This is a genomic window from Novosphingobium sp. FSW06-99, from assembly GCF_001519065.1.
Classification (GTDB): Bacteria; Pseudomonadota; Alphaproteobacteria; order Sphingomonadales; family Sphingomonadaceae; genus Novosphingobium.
Genome location: NZ_KQ954268.1, coordinates 19,521 through 34,805 on the forward strand (window position 1 = coordinate 19,521; position 15,285 = coordinate 34,805).

General features: G+C 60.3%; 15 protein-coding genes and 2 pseudogenes. 6 read left to right on the top strand and 11 right to left on the bottom strand.

The window, feature by feature from the left end:
* Position 1: 1 nt before the first annotated feature.
* Genes AQZ49_RS20545 through AQZ49_RS20570 form a run of 6 tightly spaced genes read right to left on the bottom strand, consistent with a single transcriptional unit; the run spans position 2 to position 4,827 of the window.
* Complete coding sequence (locus AQZ49_RS20545; protein ID WP_156428423.1) at positions 2-199, bottom strand: DUF5908 family protein; 198 nt, start codon at positions 197-199, stop codon at positions 2-4.
* A gap of 42 nt (positions 200-241) precedes the next feature.
* Entirely contained in the window at positions 242-733 is a 492-nt protein-coding gene (locus tag AQZ49_RS20550; RefSeq protein WP_067620509.1) for a phage tail protein, read from the bottom strand.
* Positions 734-740: 7 nt separating this feature from the next.
* Positions 741-1,193 carry a phage tail protein gene (locus AQZ49_RS20555; RefSeq protein ID WP_067620512.1) on the bottom strand — a complete coding sequence of 151 codons (453 nt, stop codon included), beginning with the start codon at positions 1,191-1,193 and terminating at the stop codon, positions 741-743.
* A gap of 47 nt (positions 1,194-1,240) precedes the next feature.
* Positions 1,241-3,073: a phage tail sheath family protein gene (locus AQZ49_RS20560; protein WP_156428424.1), complete on the bottom strand. Its 1,833-nt coding sequence runs from the start codon at positions 3,071-3,073 to the stop codon at positions 1,241-1,243.
* Positions 3,074-3,109: 36 nt separating this feature from the next.
* Complete coding sequence (locus AQZ49_RS20565; RefSeq protein ID WP_156428425.1) at positions 3,110-4,195, bottom strand: hypothetical protein; 1,086 nt, start codon at positions 4,193-4,195, stop codon at positions 3,110-3,112.
* Between the two features lie 32 nt (positions 4,196-4,227).
* Positions 4,228-4,827: a Pvc16 family protein gene (locus tag AQZ49_RS20570; protein ID WP_082701954.1), complete on the bottom strand. Its 600-nt coding sequence runs from the start codon at positions 4,825-4,827 to the stop codon at positions 4,228-4,230.
* A 503-nt stretch (positions 4,828-5,330) separates the two neighbouring features.
* On the opposite strand from AQZ49_RS20570, the gene AQZ49_RS22450 reads away from it, so the two are divergent.
* Positions 5,331-5,573 (top strand): hypothetical protein, encoded by a 243-nt coding sequence (locus tag AQZ49_RS22450; RefSeq protein WP_156428426.1) that lies wholly within the window; start codon positions 5,331-5,333, stop codon positions 5,571-5,573.
* Positions 5,570-5,773: a hypothetical protein gene (locus tag AQZ49_RS20575; RefSeq protein ID WP_067620523.1), complete on the top strand. Its 204-nt coding sequence runs from the start codon at positions 5,570-5,572 to the stop codon at positions 5,771-5,773. Before AQZ49_RS22450 ends, AQZ49_RS20575 begins: the two co-directional genes overlap by 4 nt.
* A gap of 647 nt (positions 5,774-6,420) precedes the next feature.
* On the opposite strand, the gene AQZ49_RS20580 is transcribed toward AQZ49_RS20575, so the two are convergent.
* Positions 6,421-7,296: a LysR family transcriptional regulator gene (locus AQZ49_RS20580; protein WP_197411152.1), complete on the bottom strand. Its 876-nt coding sequence runs from the start codon at positions 7,294-7,296 to the stop codon at positions 6,421-6,423.
* Positions 7,297-7,477: 181 nt separating this feature from the next.
* On the opposite strand from AQZ49_RS20580, the gene AQZ49_RS20585 reads away from it, so the two are divergent.
* A complete protein-coding gene (locus tag AQZ49_RS20585) occupies positions 7,478-8,227 on the top strand; it encodes an SDR family NAD(P)-dependent oxidoreductase (protein ID WP_067620526.1) in 750 nt (249 codons plus the stop codon).
* Between the two features lie 87 nt (positions 8,228-8,314).
* Positions 8,315-8,602, top strand: coding sequence for a DUF1330 domain-containing protein (locus tag AQZ49_RS20590; protein ID WP_067620574.1), 288 nt, complete (start codon positions 8,315-8,317; stop codon positions 8,600-8,602).
* A 301-nt stretch (positions 8,603-8,903) separates the two neighbouring features.
* Here the strand turns inward: AQZ49_RS20590 and AQZ49_RS20595 are convergent, their stop codons facing one another.
* The 3 genes and pseudogenes from AQZ49_RS20595 to istA form a co-directional block, all read right to left on the bottom strand.
* Complete coding sequence (locus tag AQZ49_RS20595) at positions 8,904-9,083, bottom strand: hypothetical protein (RefSeq protein ID WP_067620529.1); 180 nt, start codon at positions 9,081-9,083, stop codon at positions 8,904-8,906.
* 29 nt (positions 9,084-9,112) lie between these two features.
* Positions 9,113-10,003 carry an acyl-CoA dehydrogenase family protein gene (locus tag AQZ49_RS20600; protein ID WP_156428427.1) on the bottom strand — a complete coding sequence of 297 codons (891 nt, stop codon included), beginning with the start codon at positions 10,001-10,003 and terminating at the stop codon, positions 9,113-9,115.
* Positions 9,973-10,590 (bottom strand): annotated as a pseudogene (gene istA, locus AQZ49_RS22455) (IS21 family transposase); the annotation flags it as partial. The gene AQZ49_RS20600 and the pseudogene istA, both read right to left, overlap by 31 nt.
* Positions 10,591-10,961: 371 nt before the next feature.
* On the opposite strand from istA, the pseudogene AQZ49_RS20610 reads away from it, so the two are divergent.
* Positions 10,962-11,174: pseudogene (locus tag AQZ49_RS20610) on the top strand (transposase); the annotation flags it as partial.
* Positions 11,175-11,281: 107 nt separating this feature from the next.
* A complete protein-coding gene (locus AQZ49_RS20615; protein ID WP_067620536.1) occupies positions 11,282-12,586 on the top strand; it encodes a tetratricopeptide repeat-containing sulfotransferase family protein in 1,305 nt (434 codons plus the stop codon).
* On the opposite strand, the gene AQZ49_RS20620 is transcribed toward AQZ49_RS20615, so the two are convergent.
* Complete coding sequence (locus AQZ49_RS20620) at positions 12,576-15,260, bottom strand: TonB-dependent receptor (protein ID WP_067620539.1); 2,685 nt, start codon at positions 15,258-15,260, stop codon at positions 12,576-12,578. The genes AQZ49_RS20615 and AQZ49_RS20620 overlap by 11 nt on opposite strands.
* Between the last annotated feature and the right edge of the window lie 25 nt (positions 15,261-15,285).

Consider the following 15,285-nt stretch of genomic DNA (forward strand, 5'->3'; position numbering starts at 1 on the left):
TTCAACGCTCCCCGCTCAGCCGCAGGGTGGCGAGCACGTCGTTCACGCAGCGGCGCACGAGTTCGTCGATCTCGTGCGGGGAGAGCCCGGCCGCCGGGGCGGCCTGCGCATCCGGCACAGCCGAAGTCCCCGCCAATGATCCGCGCGCGGGATCGCCCACGACCAGCCGGATGGCGATTTCACTGATTTCCAGAGGCATTTTTACGCGTTCCCGCTCGCACTGCTGTCGTTGCACCGCTTGTCACGATGATGACCCCTGCAATGTGCTGTAAACCTTCGAATAGGCGATCTCCAACGACTGGGTCAGGACTTTCGAGGAATTGGTCGAATCAAACGGTCCCACTTCCCACTTCACTGGCCAGGCATTGAGAAACGTCCATGTAACCAGCGCATTGCCATTGGCGTCGAGCAGGAACACGCTGATCGTCTGCGTTACGATGGGCGATCCGAGTGTCGAACCGACGGATTGTTCGGCCCAGTCGGCCAAAGCCGACTTTTGCGTCACATAGCCGCGTTTAAGCACCAGATTGGAATGCTTGGTAACACCCGGCAACTGGTGGACGTGGGTATTCAGGCCGCCTTCGACCAGTTCGACAATCTCCACACTGGAATCGATTCCGGAAACGTCCTGAAAGCCCGCGTCGATGCTACCCGACAACACTGGCGATGATGCTGACGATACCCCCACGGAAAATGCAAATGCCGGGGGCGGATAATATTTGGTCGCCGGCATTGTCTCGTCATCCGCCGATGCTGATACTCATGGTTTCATAGGCCACTTCAATGCTTTCGACGGCGACTTCGTTGCCATCCGATTTCATATCGGTCCCGGTTAGCTTGACGGGGAAGGCATTGTTGAGTTGCCATTTGTATTGCGCGGTGCCGTTCTGATCGAGCAAGTTGATGACGATCGTCGAACGCGCGACGGTGTTCATGGTGATCGATTTGAACCAGGTCCACAAGAGCTGATCGGTGACGAATATTCCCTTCTTCATCGTGATATTGCCGACTTTGGCCAGGCCTGGCATCTTGATCGGTGCGAAAATGCCGCTGTTGCCTGCGCGGTATTCGATCACCTGAACTTCGGTTTCCAGCCCGGTTACTTCCTGAAACACCGGATTGCCCGGCATGCCGGTAACCGTGAAATAGAATTTTGGCAAAGGCCAGGTGGTGTTCTGGGTCTCTCCGGTCATGCTCGTATCCTTGTATGCAATGGGGTGCGGTCAGAATTGGAGGCGGTTCAACTGCCCATCTGCTGCGTGAAAGTCAGTTCGATGAATTCGGCGGGGTGGATCAGTTGCAGCGAAACCGCGACGATCATGTAGCCGTCCAGCACGTTCTGCGCCGTCATCGTGGTGCCAAGCCCGACCGCCACGCTGAACGCATTGCTCGGCTTGTTGCCCATCAACCCGCCGCGCTGCCACAAGTCTGTCAAAAAGCTGGAAATTTCCGCGCTCACAGTCGACCAGGTAAGCGAGTCATTGGCCGCAAAGACATAAGGCGCCAACGCCTGCTTGATCGACTGCTCAATGAAAACGAGCGTGCGACGCACCTGAATATAGCGGAAATCGTTGCTGTTGCCGTCGAGCGTGCGCGCGCCCCAGACCACATTGCCGCGGCCCGGCTGCGCGCGGATGATATTGATGGCCTGACCGTTCAGCGGCACGTTGAACCCGGCCTGTTGCGCGTCGGTCATCACGTAAAGCGGCGAAATGGCCGAAGCGAGCGCGATGTTCGCGGGCGCGTTCCACACCCCGTTGCGTCCATCGCTGGCGGACCAGACCCCTGCTGCAAACGGGCTGGCGGGCAGCACATTCATGCGCGTGGCGATCAACGTTTCGATCTGTTTGAACACCGGCAAAGTGTTGAGCAGGAAATTGTCCAGCCCCTGTTGCCAATCGGCCAGCGATTGCGTGGCTGCCTGGACCGGATAGCCGGTGCCGCTGGTCGAATATTGACTGCCCGTCGCGGTCACCGGGAATGCCGTGGCAATGGCGGCCTGCACACTGGTCAGTGCGGCGCCCTTGTACAACTGGGTAGCCTGGCTGGTCAGGATATTGTTGATCACTGTGTTGTCGGTCGCCGCCAGGTTGGTGTAATTTATGGTATCGACCGAAACGATCGACGAATTGATCGCTGGTGCATAGACCGCGCCAAAGCTGGCCGATGCAATCGCCGGGGCGATCGCATTGGCCAGCGTTGTCTGTGCGGTGGTTAGCAAGTCGATCGTGTTTGCCGCCAGAATGCCGGGGGGATCGATGATGGCAACCCGGTCCTGCAACACTTGCGCCTGGCTCAGCATCATCGTCACCACGTCGCCGTAATCGGTCGATGTTGAACTGAACGGCAATAGGCATGCTTCGGGTACGACTGTCATGGTTGGGCCGGTCTGCATCCCGGCGGCCTGAATCCCCACCTTGAGATCGTTGGCATCGATGCTGGTCAGAAACCAACTGGCATCGGGGTTGGGCGTGCTGGTTGGCGCTTTGTTCAGCCAATAGCTTCCGACCGAAACGACATAGGCCTGGCTGCCACCATTGGCGAAGAACGCCTGGAGTGCCCAATAGAGATTGAACTGGGTGATCTCGTCCGGGGTCGCGGTGGATTGCAGGCTGAAGCCCGTGGTGCTGATCGCGCCGGTCGCGTCGGCAAAGGGCGCGTTGAAATCGGGCACCGCCGCAACCGCAAGCGCGCCCGAAGACGATGATGCTGACGAACCGCTGGCGCTCGACACGGCCCCGCTGCCCGAACCACTACCTGATCCGCTGCCAGATCCACTGGACGGGGGATTGCCGTTGCCGATTGGCGAAATCGCAAATCCGGCCGGGGCCGGGCCGCCAAAACGTGTGGTATAGTCGAGCAGCGACGTGATCGGCACCAGCGTCTGATAAAGTGGAGTCCCGGTGACCGGATCGCCGGCAAATTCTGTATAGCCCACAAACACCGGCACGGCGGTGGCAACACCGACAATGCTGTCCCCGAATGCCGGGATTTCGGTCACATATACGCCCGGCGTCTTGCGCGCGAGGTAAGTGCTGGTAACGGGCACAATTGATGCGATTGGTACGGGCATCGTGGTCATCCTCGTCCGCTGGAATCAGTTAAAGATTTAAATATAAACGAAAATTTCGGAAATCCCGCCGTCCGGTTGCTGGCCGTTCGGCCAGACCGGAGCGCTGGGTGCATTGGGCAATCGGGCAATGGCGATATCGGCGCGATGCCCCGGTCCGCCGTCGCGCTGGCCTGACAGGGCGTATTGCGCGGTCGGCACGGCGCGCATCAGTATCGCCGCGTCGGCCGTGAACAGCACCGCGGCATCACCGTTGGGCAGTACTTCGGGCGATTTTGTAAAAGTCATCGGCTTTCCGGTATCGATGTTCGTACCGGTGATCGTCAGGCCGGGGGCAAAGCCGACGTCGCTGCCGCGCGACACGATGTAATATTTCCACACTGTGGCGCGGGGCGCGAATGCCAGCGTCAGCGTAACCGGATTGACCGCAAGCTGCCCGTTGTCGATTGTCAGTGCAAAGGCGGCGGCGGGCGCGGTGCTGCCCGTCGGCTGTGCCAGCACAAGGTCGATCAGGCCGATCGCACGCGAAGTCTGCGGGGTATAGACCAGCGTTTTCGGCGATCCGAACGGATCGCCAGAAATCGTATAAGCGCCGTAAGCCTGACCCGCCAGCGACAGCGTTGTCGGGCCAGGCGCGGTGACAGTGCACGACGCTGCGGGCGCGCCGCACAGATCGACCGCCGACACCGTTCCGGCGGCTGTTGCAACGAACGCCACATCCGCGTCGGTCACATCCAGCGGCGCAAATACGCCGACCGCATCGGCCCTGCCGAATTCGCGAGTCTGGCCCTGTCTGTGGGTTGCCAGATTGCTGACATGGATCGCGTGGCGCATTGGGGACATGTCGATCGGCAAGTCGGTTATGCCGACGAAAGCAGAATTTCCGGCGCGCAGCAGAAAACTCAGCCGGGCACCGGGCTGGCGGGCGAGCATCGCCGTCAGCGCCGGGGCCCGATCGCCGGGCAGAAACACCCCAAAGCCATCGTCCATGGCGCGGAAAATCAGGCCCGACGCCTGCAGCAGCGTTGCGCAGGCCGGGGTGGGGATCGCTTCCAGATCGGTGCAGCGCTGGTCGCTGGCGTTGTAGAAGCCATGGCGAAACGCCACGCGAAACAGCGTTTGCAACAGCTGCGTGGTACATGGCGAAGGCGCAGACGTCACGCCGGCCCTACATTGCTGGTAATCGACTGGACGGGATAACGGCGTTCGAGCATCGCCGAAGACGCAAACGGGATCATCCGCAAAGTGTAGAACACGCTGGGCAGATATCGCGTGCCCAGCATGCTCATGACATAGTTGACTTCGACCGGGGCGAGGTTTTCGATATCCAGTGTCAGGTTGGTCAATTCTGGGGCGAGATCGGGCGTGTTTTGCGGAGTAAACACCCGATTTTGCTGAAAGAAACTGATCAGGCGCGACAGTGCGGCCAATCCGTCGGGGTAACTGCGTTCGGTGAAATTGGCCATGAACATGACATGGACGTCAAGATAGAGTGGCGGCGCAACGACAGACAGTCCGCGCGTCGCATCCCGATCAGCGGGCACGCCTGCGACGGGCGTATAGCTGCTGGCAAATGCTTCGCGGGTGATGTTGTATACGCCCATCACAATTTTTCCCCGGGTCAATTGATTGATTGACCCGTCATGATCAGTAATACTGGTAAGTACTACCCAAGAGTCGGCGCGTTTATCAATATTGTTTAGATAGATGTTGACTGAGTTGCAAATGACCTCAAGGGCATTTTTTAGAACATCCATTTATAAGAGGGTCTATTACGAATCGGTCGATGTCAAGGTGCAATTTTTGTAAATGCTGCCATTGTCGAGCGAAGAATTATTTACGTCAGATTGATGACAGTTAACTATGGGTAATGCCACGTTGACGATGCATCTTAGCCATCCCTGTCGTCCCATAGCCCTGAATGGCCATGCAAATGAAACGGCGATCTTGTCGGTGCGGGCCGTCTTTGTGCATCGTCCTTCACCGTGTCGAGATATGACGGTGCGTGGTGCAGTCCGGGCGCGGCGGGTGCCCCGAAAAGAATGTGTTTTCCGGTCGTTTGTGCGTTGCCAGGCAGGCCTGATTGTCCAATCCTTAACCAGCGGTATCTAGGCTGGTAACGAACGCAGCACTCGGGTGAATAATGTCCCCTTATGACGAATAGCGGTAGAATTCGAACTCGCTCGGCCTGTTGATTCGGGTGCAGTCATCTATCATAGCTTCAAGAACAATCCGGATTGTCCGTTGATTGCAGTGATCGATGACTACGGAAAACCTATCGGTCTGGTTGACCGCAATTCACTTTTCATCTGAATTGCCAGGTCATATGGCCGATCCGTCTACGGCAAGCGGTCGATACCTTGGTGTCGGTTCTATTCTTGATCTTCTGAAGGCGACCGTGGCGGAACGCGCGGACAATGACGCCGACTGCAATGTCTTGCTGAAAATCTCCACAAATCGAACATCGATCGTGAACGCCAGCGCCGCTTTGCCGAAACGGTGATCGAACGCATTCCGTCGCTGGTAGGGGTGCGGTCGGAAAAAACCGACATATATGTGCTGGCCAACAAGGCGCGCGAGGCGATTTTGGGCATCGATTGGCACGACATCGTCGGCAAGGCCGTCGCCAAAATCCTTCCCGCCGCGCTGGGGGCAAATGCGCGAAGCCGATACAATCCTGCGCTGCTATCCACTCGCGACTAATCGTTGATCCTGACCGTCGCCGAAGATTGAAGGGCCAATGATGCAGGGACGGAATCGAATATGCCAACTAAGTTGATGTTACATATTCATATAAAAATGAAAATGCAGGGGCGAGCCAGCAAAAATACCATCAGAAAAGAATTTAAACCGGGTTCGATTCCGATTTGCGGCCAAATGGCGTTTTTTAACGGTGAATGGTATGCCTTTGGCTCTTTCTCGCGAGTTTGACCAAATTCAAAAGGAATCGGGCTCTGATTGATGGGTTCGTCTCTTGAGGTGACGGAGGCAAATTAAAATCTAGCGTAAGCTCGCGAATAAAGATCGGGAAATTTATAGGAGTGGAGGAGGGATATCTGAGTACAATTATCGATATGAAAAAGAGGTGATAAATTCCAATACCCCAATCAAAATACCCAATCTAATACCCCAAATTTAGGTCATGCGACGGTCCGTATCTAAAATGGGATGAAGTGATTTTCGCGGCGCCAACTGCACCCTGCCGTGTGACGCCATCCGCAATAGCGTCGTAAACACGAGTCCGAAGATCAGTCGAATGCGCTTTGCCCATGATCCACCTCCAATGAGGGTGAATCACAAATCAAGCCCCGCGGGAATCGATTCAGGTTTTCCGCAGGACGCTCTAGCCTTCAGGTTGCTGCCGACTCGACGCTCAGTATGTCCTCGACAAATTCGGCAAAGGCGCGCGCCTTTGCGCTGGCAAGCCTGCCCGTCGGGAAAACGGCCCATAAATCGATGGTCGGGAGGGTCCAGTCCGGCAGCACGCGCCGAACAGCGCCGCTCGCTAATTCGGGTGCGAACATCCAGTCCGAGGTCACGGCCAGCCCCATGTCCGCGAGCACTCCTGCTCGGATGCCTTCCGCCGCGCTGAGGCGAACGCGCCCGCGCACGGCCGCTGTTGTCTTGACGTCGCCTTTTCGAAAAGACCAGGTGTCGTCGAGCTGGCTGTATACCAAGGCGTGATGGTGGGCCAGATCGGCCGGCGTCTTGGGTAGGCCGGTCCGGGCAAGATAAGCGGCTGTGGCGACAACGGACCTGCCGCCTGTGGCGAGCTTTCGGGCGATCGCGGTTGAGTCACTCAGCGTGCCCATGCGCAGAGCGATGTCGATCCCTTCAGCAACGAGGTCGATGACCCGATCATCGAGAAGCACGTCAATGTCGAGCGACGGATGTTTGGCGAGGAATTCAGGCAGGCGCGGAATGATCATAAGTCGGGCAAAGGTTGTCGCCGCCGAAACCCTGAGCCGACCCGATAGGCCCGCGCCGGCGCCGCGCGCCTCCTGCTCTGCTTCGTCGACCTCCTGAATGGCGAGCCGGGCACGCTCGTAAAATCGCAGGCCCGCGTTCGTCGGCGAAAGGGCGTGCGATGAGCGTACCAGAAGGCGCACCTGCAAGCGATCCTCGAGCTGCGCGATGGCTTTCGATACCGCAGGCTGACCGATGCGGAGCTGTCGTGCGGCGGCCGAGAAGGAGCCGGTATCGACCACACGAATGAAGGTGGTCATGGCCTGAAGGCGGTCCACCATTCCTCCCAAGAATAGACACTATCGCTTCGGGCAGTCTGAGCAGACCCCGCTGAGAATGGCAATACTCCCCTCATCGGCGGCGATCAGGGTGCCCGGCAGGGTCATCGTCCCGCTCAGACCCGATCGGACGCCTTGCGCCGATCACATGAAGGAGCATGTTATGACCAATCTCGAAGGAAAAGTTGCCGTCATCACCGGCGGATCAAGCGGCATCGGATTGGCGACCGCGAAGCGGTTCGTCCGTGAAGGCGCTTATGTGTTCATTACAGGGCGCCGCGAGGCCGAACTACAAAAGGCCAAGGCCGACATTGGCAGAAACGTCACGGTGGTGCAGGGGGATGTGGCGAACCTGGCCGACCTCGATCGGCTCTACGACACCGTCAAAGCGGAAAAGGGCAAGGTCGATATCGTCGTCGCCAACGCCGGATTCATCGAGCACGCCAAGATCTTCGATCTGTCGGAAGCCCATTACGACAAGACCATGGACATCAATGTGAAGGGCGTTGTGTTCACTGTGCAGAAGGCCCTGCCGCTGATGTCACGTGGCGGCTCTATCGTGGTCGTGTCCTCGATCATCAACGTGAAGGGGGTTCCCGCTCACGGCACCTACGCCGCCGCGAAGGCTGGCGTCCGGGCCTTGGTGCGCGTCTGGGCGCAGGAACTCAAGGACAAGGGGATCCGTGTCAATGCGCTCAGTCCCGGCGCGACGGAAACCCCGATCATCCGGGGTCAGTTCGACAGCGACGAAGCCTCCGATGCCGCCAAGGGCGCCTTCGCCTCGATGACGCCGCTCGGCCGTCTCGGCCTCCCGGAGGAGCTGGCGGCTGGCGCCTATTTCCTGGCTTCCGACGAGTCGAGCTACGTCACCGGCATCGATCTTCCGATCGACGGCGGCCTGGCTCAGGTCTGACGCCGCTGCCGGCGAGCGGGGGCTGCAATCGATCCGGTCCGCAAGCCTCTGCCTGGGCAATCATTCCAACTCGAAAGGATGACCACTATGAGCGCCTACTTTGTCATGATCCGTGAGCAGACCCTCGATCCGGGGGGCCTCGCAGAATACGGCCCGCGTGCCTCCCTTGCGGCTCAAGGCCACACTTTGAAGCCGCTCGCCGCCTATGGCGCTCTCGATCAGCTCGAAGGAGACCCGATCGAAGGCGCCGTGATCCTCGAATTCCCCGACATGGCGGCCGCCAGGGCCTGGTACGACAGCCCATCCTATCAGGCTGCCGTAAAGTTTCGCCATGCCGGCTCGAAGTCGAAGGCGTTCTTTATCGAAGGGGTATGAGAACCCGACTGGCCGCCACACCAGCCTTAGGTTCTGGTTGCAGCATCTGCCGGGCGACGCCGGCGGGCGCTGCAATTCGGAATCGCGCCAACCAGGCGATGGCTACTTCGTAACGTCTTCGGGAATTTCCTGCCGCAGCTTCGGTCCTTCGTTGAGTCGTCGACCCAGCGTGGCCACGAATTTGTCGTAGCATGCACGAGAGTGCGCGCCTGCTCAACACTCTCGCCGCTTGCCACAGCCAAGTCATCGACAACACTGCCGGTGATATGGATTCGCCGTCCGAATAAGGGCGATCGGGCCATCATCGATCCTCCAGGACCGGCGAGGGCTTGAGCGCCTCGGCGGTGGTCATGAGATGCTCAAACCGCAAGGGGCCGTCGGGATAGACGTTGGCTAGCGCCGACGGGTAAGCCCAAGGGCCGGGTACTGATCCACCCACTGCCTCACGGATGGCGGTGATCTCTGCGTTCTCGGTCAGCATGGGTATGGTCCGGCTTGAAGAAAGTGCGATTATGCGGGGATGGCGTTGAATGGCACGCCTTTGTAGGGACGGTGATCCTGCGGCAGGCCCAAGATACGCTCTGCAATCGTATTGAGCAGCATTTCGTCGGCGCCGCCGGCGATCCGTCCGGTCGGCGCGTTGATCCATCTGGTCGACCAGTCTTCGCGCACCGAGGCATGCTCATCGAACGGGACGCCATCGGTTCCGAGCAAATCGATCGCCAGTTCTACCAGCTTCTGCCGCGAACGCACCGATACCAGTTTGTTGAGCGATCCTTCGGGGCCGGGTTCCATTCCCGCCTGCATCATCAGCATGGCGCGCGCAGTGATGGCATCGAGCGCGTTGCGCATGGCATAGTTGCGCGCAAGTGCTGAACGCACCCGGCCGTCGCGGATTGCCGGCTGGCCGTTCACCTGCACGGTCTGCGCCAGACTGGTGAACATGTCGAGATGTGGGCCGAACCCGCTGCTGTCGGTCGCAACATAGCGTTCGATCATCAGCGTCGCCATCGCCACGCCAAACCCGCCACCGACGGGTGACAGGCGCTGGCTGTCGTCCAGCCGGACATCGTCAAAGAACACCTCGTTGACATGGCTGTCACCACCCGCCAGCCGCACCTGGCGCACTTCGACACCCGGCGCATGCATGTTGACCCAGTAATACGTCAGCCCTTTGTGCTTGGCCACTGTCGGGTCGGTGCGCGCGACGATCACACCGTAATCGCTAAGGTGCGCATAGCTGGTCCACAGCTTTTGCCCGTTCAGCTTCCACCCGTTGCCGTCGGGTTCGGCGCGCAACCTCAGTCCGGCCAAATCGGACCCGGCGGCGGGTTCGGAAAACAGTTGGCACCAGATTTCCTCGCCACTCAGCGCCTTGGCACGCCGCCCAGCACCCGGAATGCCTCCGTCAGCGCATCGAACAGCATCTCGTGTGTCTGGAGCGGATAAGCGCGCACAACGAAAGCCCGGCTGTGAGCCAGCTTGGTATGGGCAACCTGCAGCATGGTCTGCTTGCCGGCGACAAGCGCGTAATCCTCGCTCCAGTCGAACTGGAAGGCTTCACCAGGCTGAAATGCCAGCGGCACGAATGTTCCGCGCCCAGTGGTTTGCTGCTTGTACTGCCGCTCACGCCTCCAGGCCCGCGCAAAAGCCGCAACCCGGGCGTATGATCCCTCGTACCCGAGCGCCGCCAGATCGGAATACAGTTGCTTGGCTGTCCGCTTCTGCTTGCGCGATTTGCCGGATTCTATGCGCAGCCATGCCGCCAGTTTCTCGGCAAATGCGTCCAGTTTGCTGGGCCGCTTGGGAACCTTGAATATCGGCTCCACCATGTCAGCGCGCACGTATTTGCGGATCGTGTTGCGCGACAAACCTGTCCGCCGGCTGATATCTCGGATCGGAATCTTGTCGCGATAATACCAGCGTCGGATCACACTGAGCAGCGCAGGCGACGGGCCTGCCGGGGGCAGGCCCCAAAGCCGAGCCATGTCGATCACTCCAATGCCCCCCGCCTGAAAGCCAGGGGTGAGGAAAGCATGGGTCAATTCTCAGTGAAAATTTATGGACCTCCCGGGTCAATTCTCAACGCAACTCAACATCAAATGCTCAGTGAGTTTTTCGTGGCGGACATGACGCGCGCGCGCATCCTTGCCTTTCTCAAATCCAAGGGTATCACGAACTAATATGGCATATGTATCGCACAACATTTGGCCACACGAATTCCAATGGTAGGCTTGGGAATTTAATGTAGATAGGGTGAGCCCCATCATAAAACAGCAAAGATTAGGCCGCACTTGCCGTGCTCTCCTGAAATGTGACCGCTTTTTGGTAGAGTCCGACACGAAGGAGGCGGACGGCAATGAAGCGCAGCCGGTTCAGCGAAGAGCAGATCATCGCAATGTTGAAGGAGCAGGAGTCCGGGATGGCGACGGTAGAGGTATGTCGCCGCCACGGGATCAGCTCGGCGACGCTTTACAAATGGAAAGCGAAGTTCGGCGGGCTGGAGGCGTCCGAGGCCCGGCGTCTGCGCGCGCTCGAAGATGAGAACGCACGCAACCGTTTGGACGCCGATTGACACACGCACGGCATCGATCTGACCTGGCATATGTGAATTGTCGCGGGGGGGGGGGGCGCAGAAACCGGTTCCGTTTCCCCGCCGGGGGAGGCTAGGATCGGCCGATGGAGCAACCCGTGACACTCGCCGCCGACATTGCCTGGCAGGCGCGGCTGGTGGCCGCGCAGCCGGGCGATCCCGGGGCGCTGCTGACACTCGGGCTGATGCTCTACCGCGCAGGGCGGCTGGCCGAAGCGGCTTGGGTTTGCGACCGGCTGGCAGGGCTCGCGCCCGATCATCCCGGCGGGCTGTGGCTGTCGGCGCGACTGGCGGGTGACGCGGGTGACTGGGCCCGTGCGCACAGGCTGCTCGAACGGGTGTTGCAGGCGCCCGGCCTGTCGCCCGACCAGCGCGCGGAAAGCCTGTTGCTGATCGGCGACGCGCGCGATGCGCTGGGCGATCATGCCGGGGCGCTGGCCGCGGCGATTGCGGGCAAGGCGATCCAGCGCGCACACTTTGCCGCGCTGGCCGCCGCGCACGAGCCTGAGGCCGCGCGCTATCGGCGGATCACGGCGTGGTTCGGCAATCATGACCTGCCGCCGACCGATCCGCGCAGCGTGTCGCCCGCGCCCGCGCGACATGTGTTTCTGCTCGGTTTTCCACGTTCGGGCACGACCCTGCTCGAACAGATCCTGGTCGGGCATGGCGATGTGCGCACGCTGGAAGAAGCGCCGACACTGATCGCGGCGCAGCGCGCATTTCTGGACGATGCGGCGGGATGCGCGCAGTTGTGCGCGCTCGATGCGCGGGCGATCGCCGCGTGGCGCGAACGCTATTGGCGCGATGTCGCCGCGCTGGGCGGACTGCGGCCCGGCGACGATCCGGCGACGACACTGTTCATCGACAAGGCGCCCGCAGGCACGCAATGGTTGCCGATCATCGCGCGGCTGTTTCCCGAGGCGCGCGTGCTGTTTGCCTTGCGCGACCCGCGCAGCGTCGTGCTCGGTTGCCTGCGTAGCGCCTTTGCGATGAACGCGCTGACATATGCGTTCACCACGCTGGCCGATGCGGCGGACTGTTATGCGGCGTCGATGGCCATGGCGGCGCAGTTGCGCGCACGCGTCTCGCTGGCGATCCACGATGTGCGGCACGAGGCGCTGGTGGCCGATCCGCACGCCGGGCTGGCCGATGTGGCGGCGTTTGTGGGGCTGGTGCCCGATCCGGCGATGCTCGATGTGGCCGCGACGATGGCCCGGCGCGTGGTGCTGACCCCCAGCGCGCCGCAATTGCGCGGCGGCATTTCGACACGCGGCCTCGATCGCTGGCGCCACTACGAAACAGGGCTGCAGCCGGTGTTGCCCGTGCTGCAGCCATGGATCGACCGCCTTGGCTATGGTGGGCCTGGGGCGGGGCTCGAAATCAGAACTTGAAGCGGGCGCCAAAGAACAAGTTGGTGCCGTTGAGATAGACCGCGCGCGGTTGCTGCGGGATCTGGGCATAATATTTCAGCTTGTTGTTGGTGATGTTCACCGCGTCGAGGTTGAAGCTGAGATAAGGTGTGACCTTGACGTTGATCGAGGCATCGAGCGTGCCGTAATTGTCCTGATTTTCCGCCGAGCTGCGGTCGAGCCCGACATAGTAATGCGACCGGTAGGTATAGGCCATGCGCGCGCTGAGCGGACCCTTGTCGTAATACCCGACCAGATTGTAGGTGAACTTCGAGGTGCCGACGAGCGGGTTGCCGTCGGAATCATGGCCGGTCACCCAGGTGCCGTTGGCCTGAAAGCCGAAGCCATAGGCGACCGGTTGCTGCACTTGCAGTTCGACGCCCGACAATTGCCCGCTGGTGTTGTAGGGCGATGAAATCGCGTACGTTTCGTTGCTCTTGTAGAATTCGCTGTAATAGACCGCATTGGTCACGCCATAGGTGACATAGGATTGCAGATCGTCGTGGAACAGGCTGATCCCGGCAAGAGCGCCCTTGGCATAATACCAGTCGAGCGCGCTGTCGAACACGGTGGCCTTGACCGGCTGCAGGTTGGGATTGCCGCCATTGCCGGTCAGGTTGGCGTCGGTCAGCGAAACCGTGCCGCTCAGCGCGCTGAAATCGGGGCGCGACATCGTTTCGGCGGCAGACAGGCGCAGTTGCAGCGATTTGGCGACATCGAATGTCAGGTTGATGCTGGGCAGAATGTCGAAATAGTTGTGATGGATATGGTCGATGTAATAATTGCCATAGGCCGAGGTGGTGACCAGCACCGGATCGTTGCCGATCGGGTTTGAATCGTTGGCAAAGACGTTTTCGCTGGTGTTGGCAAAACGCACGCCGACATTGCCGCGCCAGCCTTCGCCGCCGATATGCGCCATGACAAACGCTTCGGCATCGGTTTCGCGCACTTTCATCGATCCCGGCCAGTAATAGTTCTGCGGCTGGACGATCGACGAGATCGGGCCATGCACCCCGTCGGTGATGCCGTTGAGGATGTTGGTGATGGTCGCCGGATCGCCCGCGATCGGCACCAGCAGGCCGGGAATGCCCAGCGTGTTGGCATTGTATGCGGCAGGATAGGCGGTGGGGTTGGTCGCCGCAAACGGCATCGCCGGGCTGCCCCAGCACTGGCCGTTGGCGCCAAGGCTGCACCCGCGATCCCAGCCATCGACCTGGCGCTGGTGGCGTGCCAAGCGCGCGCCGAAATCGATCGAGCGGAACGGCCCGCTGTCCACGCGCAAAGTGCCATCGACTTTGCCGTAGACTTCCTGATCGACCGACTTGAACGTTTCGTTCCAGGCCCAGTCGTTGGCCAGACCGTTGGCGCTGGCCGGATTGACGCTGGTCGGCGTGACCGCCCAGCCGTTGCCCGACGGCGCATAGGAAATGCCGGGGCCGCCATCGCTTTCGAACGCGGGTTCGGTGGGGGTGTCGCCCACCCCGTGGGTATAGCCCACTTGCGCGCGGATCGTCAGGTGATCGCTGGTTTCGAACGTGCCGTCGAGATTGACATACCAGCTTTCCGCCGAAGCGTCGGGGCGGATGATATTGTCGATCACCAGCCCGTCGACCGATTTGCCGGCGGAATTGAGCGCGGGCCAGGTCGCCGATGTCAGGGTGTTGTTGGCAACGGTATAGCTGGTCGGCAGGTTGTTGTTGAGCTCGTTCGAGCCCCAGTACATGTAATTGTCATTGCTGTTCGTCGCGTTGAGGTGCGAATAGAACCCGGTCAGCTTGAACTTGGCTTTTTCCGATGGCGCCCATTCCAGCGCGCCAAAGCCGCCCGCACGCTTCTTTTCCTGTTCGAACAGGCTCGATCCGATCAGGGTCGGGGCCTGCACCCCGATCAGCGACGGATTGGCCGCGCCAAGCGGCATGGCCGACGTAATCGGGGTATAGCCCAGCGTTTCCTGGCCATAACGGCGCACGCTGCGGTCTTCGTAAAAACCCTGGATGATAAAGCCGAACGTGTCGTCGTTGTTGTGCCAGCCCAGCATGCCGTTGAATTGCGGCTTGGTTTCCTTGGTGTTGGAATTCCACGCGCCCTGGATCGATCCTTCCATGGTCAACCCGTGCAGCGCCAGCGGGCTGCGCGTCTGGATATCGATCGACCCGGCCACCCCGCCTTCGAGCAGGCCGGCGTTCTGCGTCTTGCTGACAACCGCGGTTTCGACGATTTCCGAAGGCAGCAGGTCGAAGCTGACGCTGCGACCAACGGTCGAAAACTGGTCGAGGATGAACCAGTCGCCGGTCGAAACCGAATGGCCATCGACCGTCACCGAGGTCAGGCTGGGCGATGTGCCGCGAATCGACACGCGGTCGTTTTCGTCGAACCCGCCCTCGCCGCTGGCTGCCGACGAGGTGTTGATGCCGGGCAGGCGCTGCAACGCGTCGGCGACATTCTTGTCGGGCAATTTGCCGATATCGGTGGCCGAGATCGCGTCGATGTTCTGTTCGCTGATCTTCTTGATCTCGATCGCGCGTTCAAGCGAGGCGCGAATGCCGGTGATGATGATCGGATCATCGGGTTTGGCCGCATCCTCGGCCAGCGCGGGCGAGGCGATCAGCGCGAACACGCTTGCCGATGCGATCAGTGCAGTTTTGCGGACGCTCATCGAGATACCCCCATGTTTTGGATCT